The following is a 25,458-nucleotide window of genomic DNA, read 5'->3' as shown; positions in this document are numbered from 1 at the left end:
TCCGCCACGATATCCGGCCGGGCCTCGCTATCCTTCACAGGGCCGGAAGGAACGGGATGTCGGAACTGTGGCGCGGGGTGGGGCTCCTCCTCCGGGGGTTCGGGTGGTGGGGCCGTCGTCCCGGGGCGATGGCGCTCGGTCTCGTGCCCGCCGTCGTCGTCGCGATGGTGTTCCTCGCGGCCCTCGTGCTTCTGGGCGCCTGGGTTCCCGAGGTCGCCGAGTGGCTCACGCCCTTCGCATCGGGGTGGCCGGAGTTCTGGACCGGGGTCCTCCGCATCGCCGTGAGCGCCGCCCTCCTCGGTGGTGCGGGCATCATCGCGATCGTGACCTTCACCGCCGTCACGCTCATCGTCGGCGAGCCGTTCTACGACCGCATCTGGCGTTCGGTCGAGAAGAGCGCGGGCGGCGAGATCCCCGGAGAAGACTACGGCTTCTGGCGATCCGCCGGTGACGCGCTGTCCCTTCTCGTTCGCGGCATCCTGATCGCGATCTGCGCGGCGCTCCTGGGATTCATCCCCGTCGTCGGCACGGTCCTCGGGGCGGTCACCGGCACGGTGCTGACCGGCTGGATCCTCGCGGACGAGCTGACCTCGCGTGCGTTGACGGCGCGCGGAATCTCGCGGAAGGAACGGCGTGCGCTCCTCCGCCGCGCCCGCCCGCGCGTCTGGGGGTTCGGGATCGCGACCCAGCTCTGCTTCCTGATCCCGCTGGGCGCGGTGGCCGTCATGCCGGCGGCGACGGCGGGCGCGACGATGCTCGCGCGCACGCTCGTCGGGGAAGATGCGAGCGGCTAGCGGCGTCCGTCCCGCGTGGACCACAGCGCCACGGCGACGAGGACGGGCTGGAAGAACAGCCGCAGGAATCGTTTGCGATCGGTGTCGAGGCCGAAGCCGTCGCGCTTCTTCAGGTACTGCTCGACGTTCCCCGGGAAGATCCCGACGAAGAACGCCGCGAGACAGTTCCCGAGCGTGCGGCGGGACCCGGGGAGGACGACGAGCGATGCTCCGAGCATGACCTCCAGCACCCCCGAGACGATCACGACGTCGTCTTTGTCGAATCCGGTGCCGCGCGTGGTCCAGTCCGGCACCTGCGCCTGGAACTCCTTGCGGCCCCAGAAGAGGTGGGTGAGGCCGGCGAACACCATCGCACCGGACAGCGACCAGCGGGCGAAGGTGCGAAGCGAACTCGTGGTGTCCGACATCCCGTCAGCCTAATCGCGCGGAGGTCAGTCCCGGCCCCCAGGCGGTCCGACGATCAGCAGCACCGTGAACAGCAGCACGACTGCGGCGGCGATGAGGACGGCGAGCACCCACGGCCGCTGCAGGAAGAAGCGCAACATCCGGTCGAGGATGCGACGGTCGCGGGGATCGGAGGTCTCTTCGGTGCGCCAGGGGCCGCGAAGCCGCCCCGTGCGCTGCAACCAGATCTCCGTCGGGATGGTGGCGTACGGGATCACTGCGCTGCCGATGGCGACGATGGCGGGGCCGGGAGCCCAGCGCTGGTTGAGCGCGACGAGGACCGCGGTCGCGCCGTAGGCGAGGAAGACGAACCCGTGGATGCCGCCGCCGATCGTCACGGCGATGTCGAGGCCGGCCGTCGCACGGAGGATCAGTCCGGTGATCAGAAGCGTCCACGACACCGCCTCGGCGATGGCGAGCGTGCGGAAGAGGGTCAGGGGCGTGCGGAACACAGGTCTCCTCGGCGAGAGGTGGGGGCTTCCAGCCTACGGAGGCGGACCGAGCCTCTCCGGCCGGATCGATCGGTATCAAGACATCGCACCACCGTCTCCTCACGATCAATGGATCGATCGGAAGGGATCATCATGGCGAATTATGTCGAGGTCAGACTCATCCGGGTCATCTGTCACGATATGGAATCCTCGTCTGCCGAGCATGATGTCTTCGCGCTGACGGGCGCCGTGGTCGCGGACGGGCAGACCTTCCCCTTCGCTCACCCGGCGGTGCCGTTGAAGACCGGGTGGACCTTCAGCTACCAGATGCCGCTGTTCGCGGGATGGGTCCAGCAACCCTCGATCGGGATCGGGGCCCTCGGGATGGACCTGGACAACAGCGACGGGTGGGCCCACAGCGAGGACGATGTGCGGAAGGTCACGAAGGCGATCGCGAAGGCGGCGTCATATCTCCCGGTGCCGTACATCGACTCGGTGATCGAGCACATCCCGGACGCGATCGACTTCTTCACCGGGCTCGACGAGGACGACGAGGTCTTCCGGTGGGCCGAGAACGTCCCCCTCGAACGGCTCGCGCCCGGCCAGACCGAGACGAAGATCATCGCCCCGAGAGTCCGCGGCGAGAAGTCCGCCCTCATCACGATCTCCGACTGGGATTACGCCCTCGAGTTCGCCGTCACCTGGCAGGAGCCGTACCCTGTGTTCCCGCCGACGAGACCCATCTCCTGGAGCACGCAGCCGGACACCGACACGATGCCTGCCGCCTGGTTGGGCGGGTGGGAGTCCGCATCCGGAGGCATCGAGTGCTGGATCACTCGAACCCCGGGATCGCTCTGGAACCTCGACGTCCACATCAAGGAGCGCCTCCCCAATGGCGAGATCCGTGAGTTCGATACCCTCGCAGCCGCCGTTGCCGGCGTGACGCCGGCGGCTCTGCGCCTCGGCGGCCCGGAAGCACCCACGGACGATGCTCCGGCGCCGGGTGCGGGCGACCGGGTCCAGCTCGCGAACGGATGCCTCCTGGAGATGCGACGCGTCTTCGCGGACGGGGTGGAGATCAGCGATCGCCTGATCCGATACGCCGGTCCGGCTCGGGTCGACGACGTCTTGGACGCACCTCCCATCGACATCGATCTCGAACGCCCCCTGCACATCGGGTGACCCACAGCGGCCGGGTCGTGACGGCGACCCGGCCGGGCTCCCTCTAGCGTGGAGGGGTGGAGTTCCCCTTCGACGTGCTGCGGCGATGGCCAGACGTCGAGGCGCCGGATCTCGTCGCGGTCGACGCCGCCGACCGACTGATCCTCGATGTCTCCGAGGAGGCCCGCCGCGACACCGCCGCCGGGGATGTCGTCGTGATCGGAGACGCCTACGGGGCGTTGACCCTCGCATCCACGGGGCCGGGCGAGGGCATCCGGGTGCACCAGGACTCCCTCCTCGGGGAGCGCGCCCTCGCAGAGAATGCGGCGACGCTCGGGATGGCGGGGCGCTTCCATTCGCTGCCGCTGAGCGCCGAGCTCGTCCGCGAAGCCCGCCTCGTGCTCTTGCGCCTGCCGCGTTCGCTGGACGCGTTGGACGACATCGCGGGCCTCATCGCGCGGCACGCCCACTCCGCGGTGCGGGTCTACGCCGGGGGCCGGATCAAGCACATGAGCCTCGCGATGAACGATGTGCTGCACCGGTATTTCGGACGCATCGACGTCAGCCCCGCGAGACAGAAGTCGCGGGTCCTCATCGCCGCCGAGCCTCACGACGGACGCGACCCCGAGCCCCGGCGTGCGCAGATCGATGACCTCGAGATCTGCGCCTTCGGTGGGGTCTTCGCGGGCGCCGGCCTCGACATCGGCACGCGATTCCTCCTCGAGAGCCTGCCGGAGAAGATCGGCGATGATGCACTCGCCGTCGACCTCGCCTGCGGGTCGGGAGTCATCGCGGTGACGCTGGCTCGGCAGCATCCGCGTCTGCGTGTTCATGCGTCGGACGTCTCGGCCGCCGCGGTCGCGTCCGCCCGCGCAACGGCCGCCGCCAACGGCGTCGCCGACCGTGTCGAGGTCATTCAGGATGCCGGGCTGTCGAGCCTCCCCGACGGTGTCGCCGACCTCATTGCGGTGAATCCCCCGTTCCACACCGGTGCAGCCGTGCACGAGCGGCTTGCCCACGGACTGTTCGCCGATGCCGCTCGGGTGCTCGCTCCGGGTGGTGAGCTCTGGACGGTCTGGAACTCGCACCTGCGCTATCGCGCGGCGCTCGAGCGGCTCGTCGGCCCCACCCGTCAGGTCGCCCGGAACGCGAAGTTCACCGTCACCGTGTCGAGGGGTCGCTGACATGCACGACCTCGGCCGATGGGTGGTCACCCTCTCGACGCTGATCGGTCTGGGGCTGGCGCTCGGCCTGAACCCCGCCCTGTATGGCGCGACCGCCGACATGCTGGCCCGCAACACGCAGGTCGCGGCGAGGACGGCGTGGATGGTCGGCGGTCTCGCGACAGGCGCCACCATCCTCTTCGTGGCGTTGCAGAGCTTCAATCCGGCACATCTCGTCGCCCTGGCCGAACGGGACGCGGATGCCCTCGCGTTGAGCCGGACCGTGGATCTCATCGCCGGGGGCGTCTTCCTCGCCGCGGCAGCGGGAGTCGCCGTCTGGCGGCTCCGCGTGCCGCGTCGGCCCGACGCTGCTCGCCCCGCGCGGACGCACGCCCACCCGGGGAGCTACTTCTGGCTCGGTCTCAGCTGTTCGATCGTCGGGTTCACGACGCTGCCGATCATGTACACGACGGGCCGCCTCACCGCAGGCGTCAGTGACGAGATCCTCCCCCGCATCCTGGCGTACGCCGTGTTCCTCCTGGCCCTCATCGCCCCGTTCGTCCTGCTCGCGGGAGTGTGGTCGCGGCTGCCCGGCGCCGCGGGGTTCGTATCGCGCGCGTATGACCGCCTCATCCACCTCGACCTCCGGTGGACCTACGCCATCGTCCTCGCGGTCGCAGGCGTCGTGTGCCTCGGCTTCGGGCTCGTGGCCGGGCGATGACGTGAGCGCACACCGCTGCCTCAGACGTCAGAAGGGTGCGGGCGTGTGGGGGTCGTCGGCGGGTTCGTCAAGGATGCGGAATTCGGTGCCGGGGGTGGTCCATTTCACCCACAGGTCGTCGGGGAGATCTTCTTCGGGATGGAAGTGCACTCCGTGGCCGGGTGGGTTGTCGATGTGGATCCGGCCGGTGGGGGAGGTCCACTCCATCATCCCACCGTGGAGTTGTGTCACTTTCCAGGCGGTGAACTGTTTCATGCTGTGATGCCGTTGGCACAGGCAGCAGAGGTTGCAGATCTCTGTTCTGCCCCCGAGGGCGGCGTCGTGGTTGTGGTCGAGCTCGCATTTTCGGGCGGGCATCCGGCATCCCGGCCACCGGCAGTGCTTGTCCCGGCCCTTGAGGAACCGGACCATCGCCCCGGTCGGCCGGTACTGATCCACCGCCATGATCAACCCCGTGATCGGATGGGTCAGCAGCCGCTCCCAGGTGCCGTCGCTGTTGCCCGCGAGCAACCGCGCCGTGTCCGCGTCGATGGGTCCCACCCCGGCCAGGTCACACGGGACGTCACTCTGCCCCATGAGCGCCATCACGGGGATCACGACCTGCACCTTCGCCCGGATCGCCCCCAACCCTCCCGGAAGGTCACCGTCGCGCACCGGGTCAAGGCTCGGGGTGGCGGTGAGGAGCATGTCGGCGAACACGTCGGCGCGCACCTCGTCCAGGGACCGGGTGTCCGGCGTCAGGGCTTCCGCATCCGCCGCGTTGAGCGCAGCCTCACCCGCTTCCGGTTCCCGCGCGGCGATGACCTCGTTCGCCTGCTCGGTGATCCGCTGGAAGATCCCCTCGATCAGCACCGTGGAGTGCACCGCCCGCAACTCCGACATCCCGTCCCCGAGGCTGTAGCGGACGATCCTCCGCTCCCGGAACGCCTCCCCGTGCCGCTCGGTCAGCGACCGGGGATGCATCCGCTCCGCGATGACCTCCAGATCCGCCCGGGCACGACCGGGGGTTTCGTCCAGGCAGATCTCCGCGGCCAGCTGATCGAACTCCCCCTTCACCCCCACCGGCAGGCGCCGCCCGATGTCCTCGACCACCGCGACGTGCGCCCGGGTGATGAGCCCTTTCTCCCAGCAGTGCAGCGTCGCGGGATACTCGGTCACCAATGCGAACGCAGAATCGATCTGCCGTTGCACCGAACGATCCGACAACCGCACCGCGGCCGCGATCTCCGCCGCCACACCCCGGAGCGCCATGTCCCGGTCCCGCACGACCGCGGACGACCCCTCCGCCAACCGTGCCGCGAACTCCCCGGCCTCAGCCAGCGCCCGTGTCTGCTCGGCTTCCGCGGCAGCCAGCGCCACCTGCGCGGCCTCCACCCGGCTCAGCACCCCGGTCAGCTCAGACCGATCCTCGTCACTGAGGAGAGTGAGCCGCGGGTTCGAACGCATGTATGAAGCATCCCACCACCCTCCGACATTAAAACCCGAAACCCTCGACAACAGCTCGAACCCGAGATACGCGGACGAGGCCCCCGGTCAGTCACCCGAGAAGGTGCCTTGGCCGGGGGCCTCGTCGTCATGCGCCGACTGGTGGAACGGGGCGTTCACCAGGGGTTTTCAGAAGTCCCAGTCGTCATCCTCGGTCGCGACCGCCTTGCCGATGACGTACGACGATCCCGACCCGCTGAAGAAGTCGTGGTTCTCGTCCGCGTTCGGTGACAGCGCCGACAGGATCGCCGGGTTCACATCGGTGACGGTGGCCGGGAACATCGCCTCGTAGCCAAGGTTCATCAGCGCCTTGTTGGCGTTGTAGTGAAGGAACTTCTTCACATCCTCGGTGAGGCCGACCTCGTCGTACAGATCCTGCGTGTACTGGATCTCGTTGTCGTACAACTCGTACAGGAGCGAGAACGCGTAGTCCTTGATGTCCTGGCGCGCCGCGTCATCCAGCAGCTCCAGACCGCGCTGGAACTTGTAGCCGATGTAGTAGCCGTGCACGGCCTCGTCGCGGATGATGAGGCGGATGATGTCGGCCGTGTTCGTCAGCTTGGCCTTCGACGACCAGTACAGCGGCAGGTAGAAACCCGAGTAGAACAGGAACGACTCGAGCAGGGTCGATGCGACCTTGCGCTTGAGGGGCTCGTCGCCGCGGTAGTAGTCCATGACGATCCGCGCCTTCTTCTGAAGGTTCTCGTTCTCGGTCGACCAGCGGAAGGCGTCATCGATCTCGGGCGTCGAGCACAGCGTCGAGAAGATCGACGAGTAGCTCTTGGCGTGCACCGACTCCATGAATGCGATGTTGGTGTACACCGCCTCCTCGTGCGGGGTGATCGCGTCGGGAATCAGCGAGACCGCGCCGACGGTGCCCTGGATGGTGTCCAGGAGGGTCAGGCCGGTGAAGACCCGCATGGTGAGGGTCTGCTCCTGCGGGGTCAGCGTGTTCCACGACTGGATGTCGTTGGACAGCGGCACCTTCTCGGGCAGCCAGAAGTTGTTCACCAGACGGTTCCAGACCTCGAGGTCCTTGTCGTCCTGGATGCGGTTCCAGTTGATCGCCTGGACCCGGTTGAGCAGTTGCAGCTTCTCAGCCATCGTGTCTCCTAAAAAGTCCTGGTCAGAGGGTCACAGCATGCAGCTGACGCACTCGGACATATCGGTTCCCTCAAGCGCCATCTGCCGCAGGCGGATGTAGTAGATCGTCTTGATGCCCTTCTTCCAGGCGTAGATCTGAGCCCGGTTGATGTCACGCGTGGTCGCGGTGTCCTTGAAGAACAGCGTGAGGGACAGCCCCTGGTCGACGTGCTGCGTCGCCGCCGCGTACGTGTCGATGACCTTCTCGTAGCCGATCTCGTAGGCGTCTTCGTAGTACTCGAGGTTGTCGTTCGTCATGAACGGCGCCGGGTAGTAGACGCGGCCGAGCTTGCCCTCCTTGCGGATCTCGATCTTCGACGCGATCGGGTGGATCGACGACGTCGAGTTGTTGATGTACGAGATCGACCCGGTCGGCGGAACCGCCTGAAGGTTCTGGTTGTAGATGCCGTGCTGCTGGATGCTCGCCTTCAGCGCGCGCCAGTCGTCCTGCGTGGGGACGGGGATCTCGGCGAACAGCTCCGTCACCCGCTCCGTCGTCGGTGCCCACACCTGGTCGGTGTACTTGTCGAAGAACTCCCCCGACGCGTAGGTCGAGTCCCAGAAACCGTCGAAGACGGTGCCGCGCTCGATGGCGAGGCGGTTCGACGCGCGCAGCGCGTGGAAGAGCACCGTGTAGAAGTAGATGTTCGTGAAGTCCAGGCCCTCTTCCGAGCCGTAGTGGATGTGCTCGCGGGCGAGGAAGCCGTGCAGGTTCATCTGCCCGAGGCCGATGGCGTGCGAGCGGTCGTTGCCGTCCTCGATCGAGCGGACCGAGCGGATGTGGCTCTGGTCACTCACTGCGGTGAGCGCCCGGATGGCGGTCTCGACCGTCTGGCCGAGATCACCCCCGTCCATCGCCAGCGCAATGTTCATCGAGCCGAGGTTGCACGAGATGTCCTTCCCGATCTGGGCGTAGGAGAGGTCCTCGTTGTAGGTGGTCGGGGTGTTCACCTGCAGGATCTCCGAGCACAGGTTGGACATGTTGATCCGACCCTTGATCGGGTTGGCCTTGTTCACCGTGTCCTCGAACATGATGTAGGGGTAGCCCGACTCGAACTGGATCTCGGCGAGGGTCTGGAAGAACTCGCGCGCGTTGATCTTCGTCTTCTTGATCCGGGCGTCGTCGACCATCTCGCGGTACTTCTCGGTGACCGAGATGTCGCCGAAGGGCACGCCGTAGACGCGCTCGACGTCGTACGGCGAGAAGAGGTACATGTCCTCGTCGTTCTTGGCCAGCTCGAAGGTGATGTCGGGGATCACCACGCCCAGCGACAGCGTCTTGATGCGGATCTTCTCGTCGGCGTTCTCGCGCTTGGTGTCGAGGAACCGCAGGATGTCGGGGTGGTGGGCCGAGAGGTAGACCGCGCCCGCGCCCTGACGGGCGCCGAGCTGGTTGGCGTAGCTGAAGCTGTCTTCGAGCAGCTTCATGACGGGGATGATGCCCGAGGACTGGTTCTCGATCTGCTTGATCGGTGCCCCGGCCTCGCGGATGTTCGACAGCAGCAGCGCCACGCCGCCGCCGCGCTTGGACAGCTGCAGGGCGGAGTTGATGCCGCGGGCGATCGACTCCATGTTGTCTTCGATGCGGAGGAGGAAGCACGACACGAGCTCGCCGCGCTGCGCCTTCCCAGTGTTGAGGAACGTCGGCGTGGCCGGCTGGAACCGCCCGGAGATGATCTCCTCGACCAGCTGGACGGCGAGCGCCTGGTCGCCGTCGGCGAGCCCGAGGGCGGTCATCACCACGCGGTCCTCGAAGCGCTCGAGGTACCGCTTGCCGTCGAAGGTCTTCAGCGTGTAGCTGGTGTAGTACTTGAACGCGCCGAGGAAGGTCTCGAAGCGGAACTTCTTGCCGTAGGCGAGGTCGTTGAGCTGCTGGATGAACTCGAAGGGGTACTTCTCGAGCACGGCGGGCTCGTAGTACTCCTTCTCTACCAGGTAGTCCAGGCGCTCCTTGAGCGAGTGGAAGAACACCGTGTTCTGGTTCACGTGCTGCAGGAAGTACTCCCGCGCGGCCCGCTTGTCGGCGTCGAACTGGATCTTCCCGTCCGGGCCGTACAGGTTCAGCATCGCGTTCAGGGCGTGATAGTCCAGACCCTCGAATCGCGCGTCGGTCTTGAAGTCCTTCTCGGTCAGTGCAGCTTCCACCATCGTTCCAATCCATCGCTGACGCGTGCCACGTCTTCAGGCGTGCCGAATACTTCGAGCCGGTACAAGTGCGGCACACGGCACTTGCGGCTGATGATCTCGCCGGCGAGGCAGAACGACTCGCCGAAGTTGCTGTTCCCCGCGGAGATCACACCGCGGAGGAGTCGCCTGTTCCGCTCGTCGTTGAGGAAACGGATGACCTGTTTGGGGACGGCACCCTTCTCTTCACCGCGTCCCTGGCCTCCCCCGTAGGTGGGGGTCACGAGAACGAAGGGCTCGTCCACGACCGGGGTCGGTTCGGAGGCGGTGATCGGGATGCGGACGGCGGGGAGGTCGAGCTTCTCGATGAAGCGTGCGGTGTTGCCCGACACGCTGGAGAAGTAGACCAGGAGCGGGGCGGAGGTCGCCAGTGCGCTCATCGTTCCCTCCTGGGCTCGATCCTCGCGGGTCCCCGACGCGGCGCCGGGCTCAGGCCAGGCGCGACGCCAGTTCGTCGATCTTGTCGGGGCGGAAGCCCGACCAGTGGTCCTCGTCGGTGATGACGACGGGTGCCTGCAGGTAGCCGAGGGCCTTGACCTGCTCGAGCGCGGCCGGGTCTTCGGAGAGGTCGTGGACCTCGTATTCGATGCCCTTCGAGTCCAGTGCACGGTAGGTCGCGGTGCACTGCACGCAGGACGGCTTGGTGTAAACGGTGATCGTCATGTCGATCCGTTCTCCCCTCGATCTCGGATGATTCCGCCGGTGACCCCCACCGGGAGTCCAATACTACATATGGGTGCCGACATCGGACAGCACCACTAGGGATAGTAGTTACATCCGTGTAGTTTTCCCCCGTCATCCCCATGTACAACACAGGTTGTCCACCGTTTCATCCACAGGCGGCGCCCTGATCCCCGTTGCAGGAAAGCCCGGATTCCTGCGGCTTTCCGCTCCCGGCGGAACACTCCTCCACAGGCGCGACGATAACGGCGGGTTCCGACATCGGTTTTCCTGTGGACAACGCGCGACGGCGTGTCGCGGCGTGTCGCACTACCGTGGTGGGGTGGCGGGATATCGAGACCTTCTGCGCACACCCGGAGTGGCGCGCATCATCGCCGCACAGCTGACCGCCCGGCTCCCCAGCGGCATGACGAGCCTCGCCGTCCTGCTGCACATCGAGCAGGTGACGGGCTCCTACGGGGCGGCCGGCCTGGTGCTCGCCGCCACTTCCGTCGGCCAGGCGGTCGCCGGCCCGGTCACGAGTCGCTGGATGGGCCTGTGGGGGATGCGCAGGGTGCTCTCGATCACCCTGGCGATCTGCGCGACGGCGATCGCGACGCTGGCACTCGTGGAGATGCCGCTCCCCGCCTACATGGTGCTCGGCCTCGTGGCGGGGCTGTCCACGCCCCCGATCCAGTCGGCGGTGCGGACGATCTACCCGAAGATGGTCAATTCACGGCAGCTGACGCCGCTGTTCTCGCTCGACGCCTCGCTGCAGGAGATCATCTGGATCATCGCGCCCGTGCTGGTGACCTTCGTCGCGACCCAGATCGGCACCGTCGAGGCGCTCATCCTCATCGTCGTGATCCTCGTCGGCGGCGGCCTCTGGTTCATCCTGTCGCCCGAGGTCGGACGCGTCCGCATCCCGCGCAGCCGCCGGAGCATCGGCAAGGTGCTCGCCAAGCCGCCCGTTCTCCTCGCCACCGTCATCGGGTTCCTGCTCATCGGCGGCTGCGCCGCGGTCGAGGCGGGCGTGGTGGCGACGTTCGGCCACAGCGGTCTGGAGGCCGGGCTCGTGCTGGCGGTGTTCTCCATCGGCAGCCTCGCCGGCGGTCTCGGCTTCGGTCACATCCCGATCGGGCCGTGGGCGATGGCACGCCGGATGGGGATCTTCACCCTCGGCCTCCTCCTCGCGGTGGTCTCGCTCGACGTCTGGTGGCTCGGCGGCACGCTCTTCCTCGCGGGGATCGGCATCGCCCCCGCGCTGGCGGTGCTCTTCGCGATGACCTCGGCGAGCGTGAAGTTCAGCGAGACCGCCGAGGCCTACGGATGGATCGGCACCGGGCAGCTCATCGGCGCGGCCGCCGGGTCGGCCGTCGCCGGGTTCCTCATCGACGGCGTGGGCCCGCAGGGCGCCTACATGGCGGCGGCGGCCTTCGCCGGCATCGGCTTCCTCGTGGCGGTGGTCTTCGTCCGCGGCTTCCCCGATCTGCGCGGGCGCGACGCGAGCCCCATCCCCGACACCGAGCCGGTCTCGACGATCACCTGAGCACACGCCCGGGCGGACCTACTGGATGCGACGCAGCAGCTCCAGCACGGCCAGCGCGTAGGCGTCGGCGGGCTCGGGGTGCTCGAAGACGATGACGTCTCCCCCCAGCTCGATCTCCACCTCGTGGGTGTCGACGAGACGGCGCAGGGACCGGAACGCCCCGCGAAGGAGCTCCCGCAGCTGGCTCTCGTGCGGGAGCCACAGGGCGTCCTCGAGCGCGACGGAATCCAGCGCCCACTCGGTGGTGCCGTTGAAGGCCAGGATGCGACCGGTCGGGTAGTCGCGCGGCTCGATCGTCATCTCGCTCACGGTGAAGACGTCGGCGTCGAACTCGGGTTCGTCCAGTTGGAAGCGGTCCCCCGAGGTCGGATGCCACACGAGACCCGCCGCGCGAAGCTGGAGGGCGAGTTCGGTCGAGATCATGCCCTCCATCTTCCGCCACCCCGACGCGGCACGGCCCGCATACGCTGAAGGGCGTGATCTTTCCGGTAACCCTCCCCCGCATCTCGTGGGGCGATCCGCAGGCCGCGCGGCGCGCCCTCCTCGTCCACGGACTCGGCTCCACCGCCGCCCTGATGTGGCGTTACGGCGTGGCGCTGGCCGAAGACGGATGGCGCGCAGACGCCGTCGACCTACGCGGGCACGGTGCCGCTCCGCGGGCGCTCGACTACACCATCCCGGCCTACGCCGCCGATCTCGTGCAAGCGCATCCCACCGCCGGTGAGCCGACGTGGGATCTCGTCATCGGCCACTCCCTCGGCGGCGCGGCCACGGCTCTGGCGGCCGCCGACACGCCGGGCTGGACCCGTCGGATCGTCCTCATCGATCCGGCGATCCACCTCTCCGATCACGACCGCGAGGTCGTGCGCCGCAGTCAGGAGGACGCATTCGCCGACCCCACCGAGACCGCGGTGCGTGCGGCGCACCCGCAGTGGCATCCGCACGACATCGAGCTGAAGGCCCTCGCCGCCCGGCAGGCCAGCCGCTGGGCGGTCGAGCAGACGAGCACGCAGAACCCGGCGTGGGACGTCCGCGATGCCGTCGCGCGCCTCGAGGTCGACGTCGATGTCATCGCCGCGGACCCCGGGGTCTACAGCATCTTCGACGGCGCGCTCGCCGCCGAGGTGCTCGCCGGAGGCGACCGGGTGCGGATGACGGTGGTCGCCGGCGCCGGACACTCGCCGCACCGCGACAAGCCCGAGGAGACCATCGCCGAACTGCGCCGCATCCTCCATGACGGACGGACAATGGGCTCGTGACCGATCCCGAGGCGATCCTCCCCTCCGACCTGCTCGAGCGATTCCGAGAGCGCGCGGCCGTCCACGACCGGGAGAACACCTTCCCCTCCGACGACCTGGACGAGCTCCGCCGCATCGGCTACCTCTCGCTCCTGGTGCCGACGAGCTCGGGGGGTGCGGGACTGCGGCTGGGCGAGGTCGCCCTGCTGCAGCAGCGCCTCGCCACCGCCGCGCCTGCGACCGCGCTCGCGATCAACATGCACCTCATCTGGACCGGGGTGGCACGGCAGCTCGCCGACCGCGGCATCGACGACCTCGCCTTCGTCCTCGAGGGCGCGGCGGCGGGCGAGATCTTCGCCTTCGGCATCAGCGAGGCCGGCAACGACCTGGTGCTCTTCGGCAGCGACACCGCCGCCGAGCGTCGTGCCGACGGCGGCTACGCCTTCACCGGCACCAAGATCTTCACCACCCTGTCGCCGGTGTGGACGCAGCTCGGTCTGCACGGTCTGGACTCCGGCTCGGGCGATGACCCGAAGATCGTCTACGCCTTCCTTCCCCGCAGCGAGGAGGCGGCGGGGAGGGTGAGCATCCGCGACGACTGGAACACCCTCGGGATGCGGGCGACGCAGTCGCGCACGACGGAGCTTCACGGCGCGGTAGCCCCGCCCGGACGGGTGGTGCGCCACGTGGCACCGGGACCCCAGCCCGACCCGCTGGTGTTCGCCATCTTCAGCATCTTCGAGGTGCTCATCGCCTCGGTGTACACCGGGATCGCCCGGCGGGCACTCGACCTCGCGGTGGCGTGCGCACACCAGCGGACGTCGAAGAAGACCGGCGCGCAGTACAGCGACGACCCCGACATCCGGTGGCGGATCGCCGACATGGCGATCGCGTATGACGCCCTTCCCCCGCAGATCGCCGCGCTCAGCGAAGACCTCGACACGGGTGTCGACCACGGCAGCCGCTGGTTCTCGCTCCTCGCCGGAGTCAAGCACCGCGCGGTCACGACCGCGAAGCGGGTGGTCGACGAGGCAATGCTCGTCGCCGGCGGTTCGTCCTTCTTCGCCCGCAACGAGCTGTCGCGGCTCTATCGCGACGTGATCGCCGGCCAGTTCCACCCGTCGGATCCGGAGTCGGCGCACTCCACCGTCGCCTCGGCCTGGCTCGGGCCGGTCACCCCGCGCTGACGGCGAGGGAGGCCGCCGCGCGGAGCATAGACACGCTCGGCTCCGGATCACTACTCTGAGCGCCACGGCCACCTGCGCTCCACCGGTCGCTCCGTCTCACGACATTCCGAGGAGCTTCACCATGCGCCACACCCGCCTCCCTCTGGCTGCAGCCGCAGCCGCTGTCCTCATCCTCGCCACCGCCGCACCGGCCAATGCGGACCATAACGCGGGCGCCGGTCTCACTGACGCGACCGGCGGACCTTCCAGTTGCTATGCGGGCGCCAGCACACCCGGCACCCCGGGGGTGGACATCACCACACGCAACTGGCGGACGGCCGAGTACGGGGGTTCGCTCCACCTGGTGTGCTACTTCACCGTGCCGAGCAACCTCCCCGCCCCGTCGGAGGGGTCGCCCGGTGAAGAGAAGGGACCGTGGGTTTCTCCGACCCGTCCGACGACGTCCATCAGCACGTCCGACAATTGCCTGCCCCCCGGCACGGAGGCCGCGGGTGAGACGTGGCTCGACACCGGGGAACCAGCTCCCAAGTCCCGGACCAAGGTCGTGGCCTATAAGAACTCGATCGTCATGTACTGCTCGTGGCCGCTCTCCGTGCTCCACTGATCCCGATCCACTGAGTCGGCCCGCACCGGCCTCGTACTGTCGTTTTCGATAGTTCCGGGTCGACAAATCGACGGAATCGGTTGCCGGGGGCGGGCTCGAGTGCCAGAATCGAGCCATGACAGCGCGGACCACTCCCCCGCACATCGACGAGGTCTCGAAGGCGATCATCGAACTGCTGCAGGAGGACGGGCGCCGCTCGTACGCCGAGATCGGCAAGTCCGTCGGGCTCAGCGAGGCGGCCGTGCGTCAGCGTGTGCAGAAGCTCACCGAGTCGGGAGTGATGCAGATCGTCGCGGTCACCGACCCGCTCCAACTCGGCTTTCTCCGCCAGGCGATGATCGGCATCACCGTCTCGGGCGACACCCGTCAGGTCGCCGAGGCGCTGGCTGCCCTCCCCGCCGTCGACTACGTCGTGCTGACGGCGGGGTCGTTCGACATCCTCGCCGAGGTGGTCTGCGAGAGCGACGACGACCTGCTCGCCCTGCTGAACTCCGAGATCCGCAGCATCGACGGCGTCCGTTCCACCGAGACGTTCGTCTACCTGAAGCTCCACAAGCAGCTCTACAACTGGGGAACACGATGACGCTCGAATCCACCGGCACCGCACGCATCACGCCCGACGCCGCGTCGCTTCAACAGATGGCCGAAGACCACCTCTGGATGCATTTCACGCGCCAGTCCACCGTCGCCGACGGGGTGCCAATCATCGTGAAGGGCGACGGTCACCACATCTGGGATGCCGCCGGCCGGAGGTACTTCGACGGGCTGTCGGGGCTGTTCGTCGTCAACGCCGGCCACGGGCGACGGCGACTGGCCGAGGCGGCCGCGCGGCAGGCATCCGAACTGGCCTTCTTCCCGATCTGGTCGTACGCGCACCCCGCGGCGATCGAGCTCGCCGATCGTCTGGCGTCGTACGCTCCGGGCGACCTGAACAGGGTGTTCTTCTCCACCGGCGGGGGCGAGGCCGTCGAGACCGCGTTCAAACTCGCGAAGTACTACTTCAAGCTCCAGGGCAAGCCGACCAAGCACAAGGTGATCTCGCGCTCCGTCGCGTACCACGGCACGCCGCAGGGAGCCCTTGCGATCACCGGCATCCCGGCGATGAAGGCGATGTTCGAGCCGGTGACGCCCGGCGGGTTCCGGGTACCGAACACGAACTTCTACCGCGCCGGCGACATGGGCGCACCCACAGACGACGAAGAGGCGTTCGGCGTCTGGGCGGCCGACCGCATCGAGGAGATGATCCAGTTCGAAGGACCCGAGACGGTCGCCGCGGTGTTCCTCGAGCCGGTGCAGAACTCCGGCGGATGCTTCCCCCCGCCGCCCGGGTACTTCCGGCGCGTGCGCGAGATCTGCGACCGGTACGACGTGCTGCTCGTCTCGGACGAGGTCATCTGCGCCTTCGGCCGCATCGGCCACATGTTCGCCTGCGATGCGTACGGCTACGTGCCCGACATGATCACGTGCGCGAAGGGGATGACGAGCGGATACTCGCCGATCGGCGCGACCATCGTCAGCGACCGCCTCTACGAACCCTTCGCCACCGGCCAGACGACGTTCGCGCACGGGTACACGTTCGGCGGACACCCGGTGTCGGCGGCGGTCGCCCTCGAGAACCTCGACATCTTCGAAGAGGAGCGGCTGAACGAGCGCGTAAGGGAGAACTCACCGCTCCTGCGCACCGAGCTCGAGAAGCTGCGGGATCTGCCGCTCGTGGGCGACGTGCGCGGCGACGGGTACTTCTTCGGCATCGAACTGGTGAAGGACAAGACCACGCGTGAGACGTTCGACGACGACGAATCGGAGCGGCTGCTGCGCGGCTTCCTGTCCAAGGCGCTGTTCGCAGCCGGCCTGTACTGCCGGGCGGATGACCGCGGCGACCCCGTGATCCAGCTCGCTCCCCCGCTCACGACGGGACCCGCCGAGTTCGCCGAGATCGAGCAGATCCTCCGCGCCGTGCTGACGGACGCCGAGAGGGTGCTGTAGCCGGCGTGCCTCCCTCGATCGGGAACGTCTCGTTCTGGATGTCGGAGCTGGGCGTTCCGCGACCGACGGATCGCCTCGTCGGGGATGCCGAGGCGGATGTCGCCATCATCGGCGCCGGCTACACCGGCCTCTGGCTCGCCTACTACCTCGCCAGGCAGAACCCCGGCCTGTCCGTCCGCGTGCTCGAGGCGCGCTTCGCCGGCTTCGGCGCGTCGGGGCGCAACGGGGGCTGGTTGACGAACACCGTCACCGGCGGCCACGACCACTACGCGGCCAAGAACGGACGCGCCGCCGCCGCGGCGCTGCAGGTCGCGCTCAACGAGACGGTCGAGGAGGTGATCGCCGTGACCGAACGCGAGGGGATCGACGCCGAGATCCGCAAGGGCGGAAGCCTCATCGTGGCGCGGAACCCGGCGCAGCTCGCCCGGGCGGACGCGTTCGCGCGGGACGCGGCCGCGTGGCCCGAAGAGGGCTTCCGGCGGCTGAGTCGAGAGGAGACGGATGCGCGGGTGCGCGTCGCCGGATCGCTCGGCGGACTCTGGCAGCCGCACTGCGCACGGATCCACCCCGCGAAGCTGGTGTCGGGCCTGGCCGACGTCGTCCGCGGGCTCGGCGTGCGGATCCACGAAGACACCCCCGTCGAGCGGATTCGTCCCGGCCGCGCCGTCACCGCGACCGGCACGGTTCGCGCCCGGCACGTCATCCGCGCCACGGAGGGGTACACGGCGACTCTGCGGGGCGAGCGCCGCACCTGGGTTCCACTGAACTCCGCGATGGTCATCACCGAACCCCTCCCGGCATCCGTGTGGGCGGAGATCGGGTGGGACGGCTACGACACGCTCGAGGACCTCTCGCACGTGTACGCGTACGCGCAGCGCACCCCGGACGGGCGGATCGCACTGGGCGGACGCGGGAACCCCTACCGGTTCGGGTCGCGTACGGACGCCGACGGAGCTGTGTCCGCAGCCACGGTGGCGGGACTCGCGGGCATCCTTCGCTCCTGGTTCCCGTCGACCGCCGGCACTCCTCTCGCCCACGGGTGGAGCGGTGTGCTGGGAGTGCCGCGCACGTGGCGGGCGAGCGTCGGGTACGACCCGGCCACGGGGATCGGCTGGGGCGGCGGGTACGTCGGCACCGGCGTCGCCGCCACGAACCTCGCCGCGCGCACGCTCGCCGACCTCGTCGCCGGACGGGACACCGACCTCACGCGTCTGCCGTGGGTCGATCAGCCGGCGCGGCGGTGGGAGATCGAGCCGCTGCGGTGGCTCGGCATCCAGGGGATCTACGCAGCCTATCGCGCGGCTGATCGTCGCGAGAGCCGTGGCGGCGCGCAGACCTCGCGGCTGGCCCGCGTCGCCGACGTGATCAGCGGCCGTTCCTAGGCGGTGTGGACCCGCACGCCGCCCACCCAGGTGCCGAGCACACGGGTGTAGCCGATCTCGTCGGGCGGCGCGGCGAAGGGGTCTCGATCGAGGAGCGCGAGGTCGGCGAACGCGCCGACGCGGATGGTGCCGGTGTCGTCGAAGCCGTTCACACGGGCCGAACCCGCGGTGTAGGCCGCGAGCGCCGTCCCGAGGTCGAGCGCCTGCTCGGGCAGGAACGGCTCGTAGTCGCCCTCCCATTCGCTGGGTGCGGAACGACGATTCACCGCGACGTGGATGGCCGCGAGCGGGTCGGGTGTGCTGACCGACCAGTCGCTGCCGGCCGCGAGCGTCGCGCCCGATCGGAGGAGATCGCCGAAGGGGTACTGCTGCGATGCGCGCGGCTCGCCGAGGAACGGCACCGTGAGGTCGACCATCTGCGGCTCGAGCGTCGCCCAGAGCATCTGCATGTTCGCGGTGACGTCCAGGTCGCGGAATCGCGGGATGTCATCGGGATGGATGACCTGGATGTGCGAGATGTGGTGACGATTCCCGCTCGGGCCGTTCGCCTGTCGGGCAGCCTCGATGGCGTCGAGACATTCGCGCACGGCGCGGTCGCCGATCGCGTGGAAGTGCATTTGGAACCCCAGGGCGTCCAGCCGGATCGCCGCTTCGTTCAGCACGGCGGGCTCGACGAAGGAGATGCCCGCGTTGTCGGTGTGGTGGCCGTGCCCGTCGTGGTAGGGATCGAGCATGGCGGCGGTGAAGTTCTCCGCCACACCGTCCTGCATGATCTTCACGCTCGTCGCCCGGAACCGCGCGACGGACGACTCGGCGCGGCGGCGGACGATGTCGTCGATCTGGTCGAGGCCCCGATGTCGGTCCCACCAGAGCGCACCGACCACGCGGGCGGTGAGCCGACCGGATGCGGCGGCCGTCAGGTAGGCGGGGAGCGGGTCGCCAGCGTCGGAGTACTCGGTGCCGACGATCGCATCCTGCCAGCCGGTGATCCCGAAGGAGTGCAGGTGGCGCTGCCCCGTGAGGAGGGCCTGGACGAGCCTCTCGGGCGGCTCGGCGGGAAGCAGCCTGTTCACCAGGCTCATCGCGCCTTCGTGGAGCGTGCCGGTGGGCTCCCCCGCGGCATCCCGTTCGATCCGACCGTCGGCCGGATCGGGGGTGTCACGGGTGATGCCCGCCCGCTCGAGCGCGCGGGAGTTGACCCAGGCGCCGTGCCCGTCCCGGTTGGGGAGGAAGGCGGGACGGTCGGCCACGACGGTGTCGAGGTCGGCGGCGGTCGGCGTGCCTCCGGGGAACGCCGACATCATCCACCCGCCGCCGAGCACCCACTCGTCGTCCGGATGCTGTGCGGCGAACGCGGCGATGCGAGCGAGGTAGGCGTCGCGGCTCGAGTCGGTCGACAGGTCGCAGCGCAGCATGTCGAGCCCGCCCCACACCGGGTGGACGTGCGCGTCCTGGAAGCCGGGGACGAGGAGTCTTCCGCGCAGATCGACCACCTCGGTGCCCGGGCCGACCCAGCCGCTCACGTCGTGGCCGACCGCCACGATGCGCTCGCCGCTCACAGCGACGGCCGATGCGCGGCTGCGGGCCGCGTCGGCGAGGAAGACCGGTCCCCCGGTGAAGACGACGTCCGCGTGCACGATCAGCCTCCGGTCATGGTGCGCGCGATCTGGGTCGCGGAGTCGCCCGCGCGCCGGAGCACGAGCGCGACGAGGGCCAGGGCCACGAGCGTCAGGAGCAGCATGATCGTGGAGACGGCGGCTATCTCGGGTCGAAGGCCAGACCGCACCGCGCTCAGGACGTAGACCGGCCACGGGGTGGTGCCCGAGACCTGCACGAAGGCCGCGATGATCGTGTTGTCGAGACTCAGGGTGAACGCCAGAAGGAATCCCGCGAGCACCGCGGGCATGGCCAGGGCGAGCGTGATGCGACGGAAGGTCGTCAGCGGCGTCGCATAGAGGTCGGCGGAGGCCTCTTCGAGGTTCGCCTCCTGCCCGACCAGGCGCGCGCGCACGATGTAGGAGACCACCGCGGTGGCGAAGAGCGAGCTGCCGATCGACAGGCGCACGATGCCGTCGTTGAAGATCGCGAGGCCCAGATCCTGCCCGAGGAAGACCATGAAGGGCAGCAGAGCCACCGCGTCGACGATCTCGGGGGTGACGGAGACGAGCAGCAGGAGGCCCAGGAACCACCAGACCCATCGACCCGGATGCCGTGCCATCGCGATTCCGGCGAGGGTGCCGAGCACGGTGGCGATGACGGCGGAGATCAGCGCGGTGATGATCGAGACGCGGACGGCGTTCTGGATGGCGGGCTTTTCGAGGATGGCGCCGAACGCGTCGAACCCGAAGCCGTCCCACGCCACGAGGAGGCGCCCGGTGTTGAAGGACGAGATGACGATCACGATGATCGGGGCGAAGAGGAACAGCAGCACCAGGACGCCCCAGACCGTCAGCGCGATCTCCGACCACGATCGCGGAGCCGTCCGCCGCTCGAGGGTCACGACCCCACCTCCACCCGCTCGGGCGCGGCGGTCACCGGCGCCGGGGGCTCGGGCGGGGGCCCGAGCACCAGCCCCGTGCGGGCGCGGAACGGCAGCGCAATCAGCCAGATGAGCGCGGCCGCGACGGCGATGGTCAGCACGATGACGAGCATCAGCAGCACCGCCATCGCCGAGCCCAGCGCCCAGTTCTGCGCGGTCTGGAATTGGCTGGCCACGAGCTGCCCGACCATGTTGCCCCGTGCTCCGCCGAGCACGGTGGCGGTGATGTAGTCGCCCATCAGCGGGATGAAGACGAGCAGCACGCCGGCGATGACCCCCGGACGCGAGAGGGGAAGGGTCACCCGGAGGAACGTCGTCAGCTTTCCCGCTCCCAGGTCCTTCGACGCCTCGCGAACAGCCGGTCCCACGCGGTCGAAGGCGACGAAGAGGGGCAGGATCATCAACGGCAGATAGTTGTACACCACGCCGATGAGGACGGCGGTGCGGGTGTAGAGCAGTTCGAGGGGGCCGTCGATGATGCCGACCGACTGCAGCACCCCCGACGTCCAGCCCTCGGGGGCGAGGATCACCTGCCAGCCGATCGTGCGCACGAGGAAGTTCGTCCAGAAGGGCACGAGCACGAGGGCGATGAGCAGCCCGCGGCGCTGGGGCCGCACTTTGAACGCCATCCAGTAGGCGACGGGCATCCCGATCAGGAAGCAGATCGCCGTGCCGAGCATCCCCACCCAGAGGGTGTTCGCGAAGGTGGCGAAGAACGTCGGGGACAGCGCCTCGACGTACCGGTCGAAGGAGAGCACATCGTTGGCATGGGTCCCGAAGACTCCGGGCTTGTACCCGAAGCTGAACCACACCACCATCGCCACGGGGGCGACGAAGAACACCAGCAGCCACGCCCACGCCGGAACGGCGAGCGCGGCACCGGCGCTGCGTCTACGCACCCGCCGCGGCCTTCATCTCGTTCCAGATCTCCACGCGGGTGGTCTGCGAGTCGTTCAGAGTCTGCTCGCGCATGCTCTCGAGCTGTTGGGGGGTGAAGAAGATCATGTCGGTGAACTCCAGACCCGCGTCGACGGCGGCCTGCTCCATGTCCTTCCCCCCGACGTTGTAGCCGATGTAGTCGAGGTTCAGGGCGAGGTTCTCAGGCGTCATCGAGAAGTTGATGAACGCGTGCGCGGCCTCGGGGTGCGGCGCGCCCGCGGCGATCGCCCAGTTGTCCATCCACAGCTCGGTCACCGGGCCGGGGAGCACCCACTGCCACCGGTCGGGCTCGCTGCTCTCGAGCAGGCCGAGCCGGGCGTCGCCGTTCCAGGCCTGCATCAGCACCTGCGTTCCCTGCGGGATGGCGTTCGTGCCGGGGTAGGAGTCGAACGCGGAGATGTGCGGCGCGATGGTCTCCACGAGGAACGCGCGGCACTCCTCCAGCTCGGCGGCATCCTCGGTGTTCCAGTCCATGTCGTTCGCCCAGAAGTACGCGCCGATGATTCCCGCCGGGTCGTCCGACATCGACGTCCGTCCGCTCGCCTCGTTCTGCGCCGCGTCGAAGAAGTCCGACCAGGTCGCGAGCTCGCGCGTGATGACCGTCTTGTCGTAGACGAACCCGGTCGTCCCCCACGCCTTGCACACCGAATAGTCGTTGGAGGGGTCCCACGCCCGCCCGAGATAGGCGGGATCCATGTTGGCGAGGTTCGGCAGCAGGTCCTTATTGAAGGGAGTGAGCAGATCGTTCTCGATCATCTGCGGGATGAACACGCCGGTGGGGACCACGATGTCGTAGCCGGACGTTCCCCGCGCCGCGACGAGCTTGGCGATGAGCTCTTCGTTCGAGCTGTACGAGTCCAGGGCCACCCTCGGTCCGAGCTCCGACGTGAAGTTCGCCACCACGTCGGGCGAGTCGTAGTCGCCCCAGGTGTAGACCGACAGGTCGCCCTCGAGATCGCCCCCGGTCGCCTGCGGGGCCGGTGCGCTCCCCGCGCCGGGCGCACAGGCGGCGAGCACGGCCGTTCCGCCGACGACGGCGGCCAGGCTCAGGAACCGTCGCCTCGACAGTTCACGCGCGATCACGGGCACGGCGGCGTCGGGGGCGAGGATCCGGAGCGGGTTTCGGGATTCGGTCATCGGGGCTCCTGGGTGTCGGGAGGGCGGGGAGTGTCGGGAGGGCGGGGATGCTGCGGCGGGGGTCAGACGGTCGGCGGCGGGACGTAGCCGCCCTCCTCGGCGGCGTCGTCGGCGGGGAAGAGCAGGACGTGGTGGTCGGCCCAGGAGCACCGCACCGGATCCCCGACGCGCAGGGCCGGGGCGTCGGGAGTGGGCCGGCGGACGATCAGGCTCTGATCTCCGCCGAGGCTCACGAGGTACTGCATGGTGTCGCCCAGGTGGGAGAGGCCGATGAGCGTGCCCTGCACGGCGTTCACGCCGTCGGCGTCCGTCGAGGATTCGATCCGGATGTACTCCGGGCGCACCGCCGCCTCGCCCCGCGATCCGGTGAGCACTCGCTCCGTTCCGCGCACGAGGACGTGCGGAGAGGCGACCGCCGCACCCGACTCCGCCACCGCACCGCGGAAGAAGTTCTGCTGGCCGACGAACGCCGCCACGTAGGCCGAGGAGGGCCGTGCGTAGATGGTGTCCGAGTCGGCCAGCTGTTCGATCCGGCCGTCGCGCATCACCGCGATCCGGTCGCTCATCGACAGCGCCTCGCCCTGATCGTGCGTGACGAAGACGAAGGTGATCCCCAGCCGCGACTGCAGGAGCTTGAGCTCGAGCTGCATCTCCTCGCGCAGCTGCCGGTCCAGGGCGCCCAGGGGCTCGTCCAGGAGGAGCACGGAGGGCCGATTGACCAGCGCCCGGGCGAGGGCGATGCGCTGCTGCTGCCCACCCGAGAGCTGCGTGGGTTTGCGGTCGGCGAAGCGGCGCATCTGCACCATGTCCAGCGCGTCCGCGACGCGCTCGCGCACCTCTCCCTTCGGCGTGCGCGTCTGCTGCAGACCGTAGGCGACGTTCTCGGCGACGGACAGGTGCGGGAAGAGCGCGTAGGCCTGGAAGACGGTGTTGACGTCGCGACGGTAGGGCGGCAAGCCGAGGACCGACCGACCGGAGACGGTGATGTCGCCGGCATCGGGATGCTCGAATCCCGCGATCATGCGGAGCGTGGTCGTCTTCCCGCATCCCGAGGGTCCCAGGAGCGAGACGAATTCGCCGGACTCGATCGAGAGCGAGAGCTCGTCGACGGCCGTCTGACCGGCATAGCGTTTGGTGACCCGATCCAGAACGACCGATCCGGTGGTGCCGCTCGCGTCCTCCGCTGGCCCCGCGGAGGGCACGCGCGGGGCGGGGTGCGTGGTCAGGGAAGCCTCGGGCATGAATCCTCCGCCGGCGGCAGTGCCGCGCCTTTTTGAACCGCTGTGCCCCGTAGTCAAACACACGTGCTGTTGCCCGTACAGACGTGATTGTGTGTCGGAGATGTAAAACCTCACGGATTCCGTCGTCAACAGCGGCGGATGCTGTCGGATCCGGCGTTCGATGACGGGCGGCCGCGCCCGTGCGAGGATGACCTGATGGCACGCACCCCGACGGACCAGCTGAGCCCTGCCGATCAGCAGCGGCGCCGCGCTCTGCGCACCATGAAGGCCGTCGCGCTCGGGGCGCTCCTGGCGATGGCCGTGGTCTTCGCGATCGCGTTCTCGCTCCAGGAGCAGGTGCCCTGGCTCGGCTACGTCCGCGCCGCCGCGGAGGGCGGGATGGTCGGGGCGCTCGCGGACTGGTTCGCCGTGACGGCGCTCTTCCGGCATCCGCTCGGCCTCCCCATCCCCCACACCGCGATCATCCCCAAGCGGAAGGACGAGATCGGCCGGACGCTCGGGGAGTTCGTCGAGACGGAGTTCCTTCGCGGCGAGGTCGTGCGCACGAAGCTCGCCGCCACCCGCATCTCGCGCCGCGCCGGGGAGTGGCTCCGCCAGCCCGAGCACGCCGCGCGCGTCGGTTCGGAGGCGTCGGCGATCGCCGCGGGCGTGCTGCGCGCGCTGAGCGACGACGACGTGCGCGAGGTGATCGAAGAGCTCGCGCGCGAGCACGTGCTCGTTCCCGAATGGGGGCCCCCGGTGGGCGGGTGGCTCGAGCGGGTCATCGAGGCCGGTGCGCACCACGGGGCGGTCGATCTCGCCGCGGAGACCATCGAGAACTGGCTCTCGGCGAACCGGGTCGCCTTCGAGGGCCTGGTCTCGCGGCGCCTGCCCGCCTGGGTGCCGAAGATCGCGCAGCGACTGGTGGACGACACCGTCTACAACGAGGCCGTGAAGTTCGTCGCGGCGGTGCGCGCCGATCCGGATCATCCCGCCCGGCACGCGATCGACGGATACCTCGAACGGCTCGCGCACAATCTGCAGACCGACCCGGCCACCATCGGACGGCTCGAAGACGCCAAGTCGGCGGTGTTCGACAGCCCGCGGGTGCGCGAGCTCGCCGCGCAGGCGTGGGGCACGGCGAAGTCTGGGCTGCTCGCGGCCCTCGACGACCCCGACAGCGGCCTGCGGCACCGCCTCACGGACGCGCTGGCCGACATCGGCGAGCGCCTCGTGACCGATGCGGCGCTGCAGAAGCGCGCCGACGGTTGGGTGACCGAGGCCGCGGTCTTCCTCGTCGACCGGTACCGCCACGACATCGCGTCGATCATCACCGACACCGTCGAGCGGTGGGACCCCGAGGAGACGACCGAGAAGATCGAGCTCATGGTCGGACGCGACCTGCAGTACATCCGTCTGAACGGCACGATCGTCGGGGCGCTGGCGGGGCTCGTCATCTACACGATCGCCCGCGCCATCTGGGGATGACGC

Annotated in this window: 25 protein-coding genes; 12 read left to right on the top strand and 13 right to left on the bottom strand. The window is 68.8% G+C overall.

Translation table 11 applies throughout. From position 1 onward, the window contains the following. Positions 1-56 precede the first annotated feature (56 nt). Positions 57-794, top strand: a complete 738-nt coding sequence (locus T9R20_RS06815; RefSeq protein ID WP_322411772.1) for an EI24 domain-containing protein — start codon at positions 57-59, stop codon at positions 792-794. Here T9R20_RS06815 and T9R20_RS06810 read toward each other — a convergent pair. Continuing rightward, the gene (locus T9R20_RS06810) at positions 791-1,201 is read right to left on the bottom strand and encodes a hypothetical protein (protein WP_322411771.1); all 411 of its coding nucleotides are present in this window, start codon (positions 1,199-1,201) and stop codon (positions 791-793) included. The two genes, T9R20_RS06815 and T9R20_RS06810, sit on opposite strands and share 4 nt — an antisense overlap. Positions 1,202-1,225: 24 nt before the next feature. Continuing rightward, the gene (locus T9R20_RS06805) at positions 1,226-1,690 is read right to left on the bottom strand and encodes a DUF3817 domain-containing protein (protein WP_322411770.1); all 465 of its coding nucleotides are present in this window, start codon (positions 1,688-1,690) and stop codon (positions 1,226-1,228) included. A gap of 132 nt (positions 1,691-1,822) precedes the next feature. On the opposite strand from T9R20_RS06805, the gene T9R20_RS06800 reads away from it, so the two are divergent. From T9R20_RS06800 to T9R20_RS06790, 3 genes are read left to right on the top strand one after another with little or no spacing between them, the layout of a single operon-like run. Continuing rightward, positions 1,823-2,851 (top strand): hypothetical protein, encoded by a 1,029-nt coding sequence (locus T9R20_RS06800; RefSeq protein ID WP_322411769.1) that lies wholly within the window; start codon positions 1,823-1,825, stop codon positions 2,849-2,851. 56 nt (positions 2,852-2,907) lie between these two features. Further along, positions 2,908-4,014 (top strand): class I SAM-dependent methyltransferase, encoded by a 1,107-nt coding sequence (locus T9R20_RS06795; protein ID WP_322411768.1) that lies wholly within the window; start codon positions 2,908-2,910, stop codon positions 4,012-4,014. A gap of 1 nt (position 4,015) precedes the next feature. Continuing rightward, positions 4,016-4,714: a GAP family protein gene (locus tag T9R20_RS06790; RefSeq protein WP_322411767.1), complete on the top strand. Its 699-nt coding sequence runs from the start codon at positions 4,016-4,018 to the stop codon at positions 4,712-4,714. A gap of 27 nt (positions 4,715-4,741) precedes the next feature. On the opposite strand, the gene T9R20_RS06785 is transcribed toward T9R20_RS06790, so the two are convergent. From T9R20_RS06785 to nrdH, 5 genes are all read right to left on the bottom strand, one after another. After that, on the bottom strand, positions 4,742-6,160 hold the full coding sequence (locus T9R20_RS06785; protein ID WP_322411766.1) for an HNH endonuclease: 1,419 nt from the start codon (positions 6,158-6,160) through the stop codon (positions 4,742-4,744). A 168-nt stretch (positions 6,161-6,328) separates the two neighbouring features. Next, complete coding sequence (gene nrdF, locus T9R20_RS06780; RefSeq protein ID WP_179561495.1) at positions 6,329-7,303, bottom strand: class 1b ribonucleoside-diphosphate reductase subunit beta; 975 nt, start codon at positions 7,301-7,303, stop codon at positions 6,329-6,331. A gap of 30 nt (positions 7,304-7,333) precedes the next feature. Then, the gene (gene nrdE, locus T9R20_RS06775) at positions 7,334-9,490 is read right to left on the bottom strand and encodes a class 1b ribonucleoside-diphosphate reductase subunit alpha (protein WP_322411765.1); all 2,157 of its coding nucleotides are present in this window, start codon (positions 9,488-9,490) and stop codon (positions 7,334-7,336) included. Beyond that, positions 9,472-9,906, bottom strand: coding sequence for a class Ib ribonucleoside-diphosphate reductase assembly flavoprotein NrdI (gene nrdI, locus T9R20_RS06770; protein WP_322411764.1), 435 nt, complete (start codon positions 9,904-9,906; stop codon positions 9,472-9,474). Before nrdI ends, nrdE begins: the two co-directional genes overlap by 19 nt. 49 nt (positions 9,907-9,955) lie before the next feature. Beyond that, entirely contained in the window at positions 9,956-10,189 is a 234-nt protein-coding gene (nrdH, locus tag T9R20_RS06765) for a glutaredoxin-like protein NrdH (RefSeq protein ID WP_322411763.1), read from the bottom strand. A gap of 340 nt (positions 10,190-10,529) precedes the next feature. Between nrdH and T9R20_RS06760 the strand changes: the two genes are divergently transcribed. Next, positions 10,530-11,735, top strand: coding sequence for an MFS transporter (locus T9R20_RS06760; protein ID WP_322411762.1), 1,206 nt, complete (start codon positions 10,530-10,532; stop codon positions 11,733-11,735). 18 nt (positions 11,736-11,753) lie between these two features. On the opposite strand, the gene T9R20_RS06755 is transcribed toward T9R20_RS06760, so the two are convergent. Continuing rightward, the gene (locus T9R20_RS06755; RefSeq protein WP_322411761.1) at positions 11,754-12,158 is read right to left on the bottom strand and encodes a pilus assembly protein CpaE; all 405 of its coding nucleotides are present in this window, start codon (positions 12,156-12,158) and stop codon (positions 11,754-11,756) included. Between the two features lie 53 nt (positions 12,159-12,211). Between T9R20_RS06755 and T9R20_RS06750 the strand changes: the two genes are divergently transcribed. From T9R20_RS06750 to T9R20_RS06725, 6 genes are all read left to right on the top strand, one after another. Further along, the gene (locus T9R20_RS06750) at positions 12,212-12,994 is read left to right on the top strand and encodes an alpha/beta hydrolase (protein ID WP_322411760.1); all 783 of its coding nucleotides are present in this window, start codon (positions 12,212-12,214) and stop codon (positions 12,992-12,994) included. Next, complete coding sequence (locus T9R20_RS06745; RefSeq protein ID WP_322411759.1) at positions 12,991-14,160, top strand: acyl-CoA dehydrogenase family protein; 1,170 nt, start codon at positions 12,991-12,993, stop codon at positions 14,158-14,160. The genes T9R20_RS06750 and T9R20_RS06745 overlap by 4 nt, the downstream gene beginning before the upstream one ends. A gap of 121 nt (positions 14,161-14,281) precedes the next feature. Continuing rightward, positions 14,282-14,764, top strand: a complete 483-nt coding sequence (locus T9R20_RS06740; RefSeq protein WP_322411758.1) for a hypothetical protein — start codon at positions 14,282-14,284, stop codon at positions 14,762-14,764. 115 nt (positions 14,765-14,879) lie between these two features. Beyond that, positions 14,880-15,347, top strand: coding sequence for an Lrp/AsnC family transcriptional regulator (locus tag T9R20_RS06735; protein ID WP_322411757.1), 468 nt, complete (start codon positions 14,880-14,882; stop codon positions 15,345-15,347). After that, the gene (locus T9R20_RS06730) at positions 15,344-16,750 is read left to right on the top strand and encodes an aspartate aminotransferase family protein (RefSeq protein ID WP_322411756.1); all 1,407 of its coding nucleotides are present in this window, start codon (positions 15,344-15,346) and stop codon (positions 16,748-16,750) included. Before T9R20_RS06735 ends, T9R20_RS06730 begins: the two co-directional genes overlap by 4 nt. A 5-nt stretch (positions 16,751-16,755) precedes the next feature. After that, a complete protein-coding gene (locus T9R20_RS06725) occupies positions 16,756-18,132 on the top strand; it encodes an FAD-dependent oxidoreductase (protein WP_322411755.1) in 1,377 nt (458 codons plus the stop codon). On the opposite strand, the gene T9R20_RS06720 is transcribed toward T9R20_RS06725, so the two are convergent. From T9R20_RS06720 to T9R20_RS06700, 5 genes are all read right to left on the bottom strand, one after another. Beyond that, a complete protein-coding gene (locus T9R20_RS06720; protein WP_322412122.1) occupies positions 18,129-19,772 on the bottom strand; it encodes an amidohydrolase in 1,644 nt (547 codons plus the stop codon). The two genes, T9R20_RS06725 and T9R20_RS06720, sit on opposite strands and share 4 nt — an antisense overlap. Then, positions 19,772-20,632 carry an ABC transporter permease gene (locus T9R20_RS06715; RefSeq protein ID WP_322411754.1) on the bottom strand — a complete coding sequence of 287 codons (861 nt, stop codon included), beginning with the start codon at positions 20,630-20,632 and terminating at the stop codon, positions 19,772-19,774. Before T9R20_RS06715 ends, T9R20_RS06720 begins: the two co-directional genes overlap by 1 nt. Continuing rightward, the gene (locus tag T9R20_RS06710) at positions 20,629-21,570 is read right to left on the bottom strand and encodes an ABC transporter permease (protein ID WP_322411753.1); all 942 of its coding nucleotides are present in this window, start codon (positions 21,568-21,570) and stop codon (positions 20,629-20,631) included. The genes T9R20_RS06715 and T9R20_RS06710 overlap by 4 nt, the downstream gene beginning before the upstream one ends. Further along, on the bottom strand, positions 21,563-22,747 hold the full coding sequence (locus tag T9R20_RS06705) for a polyamine ABC transporter substrate-binding protein (protein WP_322411752.1): 1,185 nt from the start codon (positions 22,745-22,747) through the stop codon (positions 21,563-21,565). Before T9R20_RS06705 ends, T9R20_RS06710 begins: the two co-directional genes overlap by 8 nt. Before the next feature lie 62 nt (positions 22,748-22,809). Next, a complete protein-coding gene (locus tag T9R20_RS06700; RefSeq protein WP_322411751.1) occupies positions 22,810-23,988 on the bottom strand; it encodes an ABC transporter ATP-binding protein in 1,179 nt (392 codons plus the stop codon). A gap of 195 nt (positions 23,989-24,183) precedes the next feature. Between T9R20_RS06700 and T9R20_RS06695 the strand changes: the two genes are divergently transcribed. Next, complete coding sequence (locus tag T9R20_RS06695) at positions 24,184-25,455, top strand: DUF445 domain-containing protein (RefSeq protein ID WP_322411750.1); 1,272 nt, start codon at positions 24,184-24,186, stop codon at positions 25,453-25,455. Positions 25,456-25,458 lie beyond the last annotated feature (3 nt).

Source organism: Microbacterium invictum (assembly GCF_034421375.1).
Classification (GTDB): domain Bacteria; phylum Actinomycetota; class Actinomycetes; order Actinomycetales; family Microbacteriaceae; genus Microbacterium; species Microbacterium invictum_A.
The sequence above is the reverse complement of the archived record's forward strand: the minus strand, read 5'-3'. Positions and strand labels throughout refer to the sequence as shown.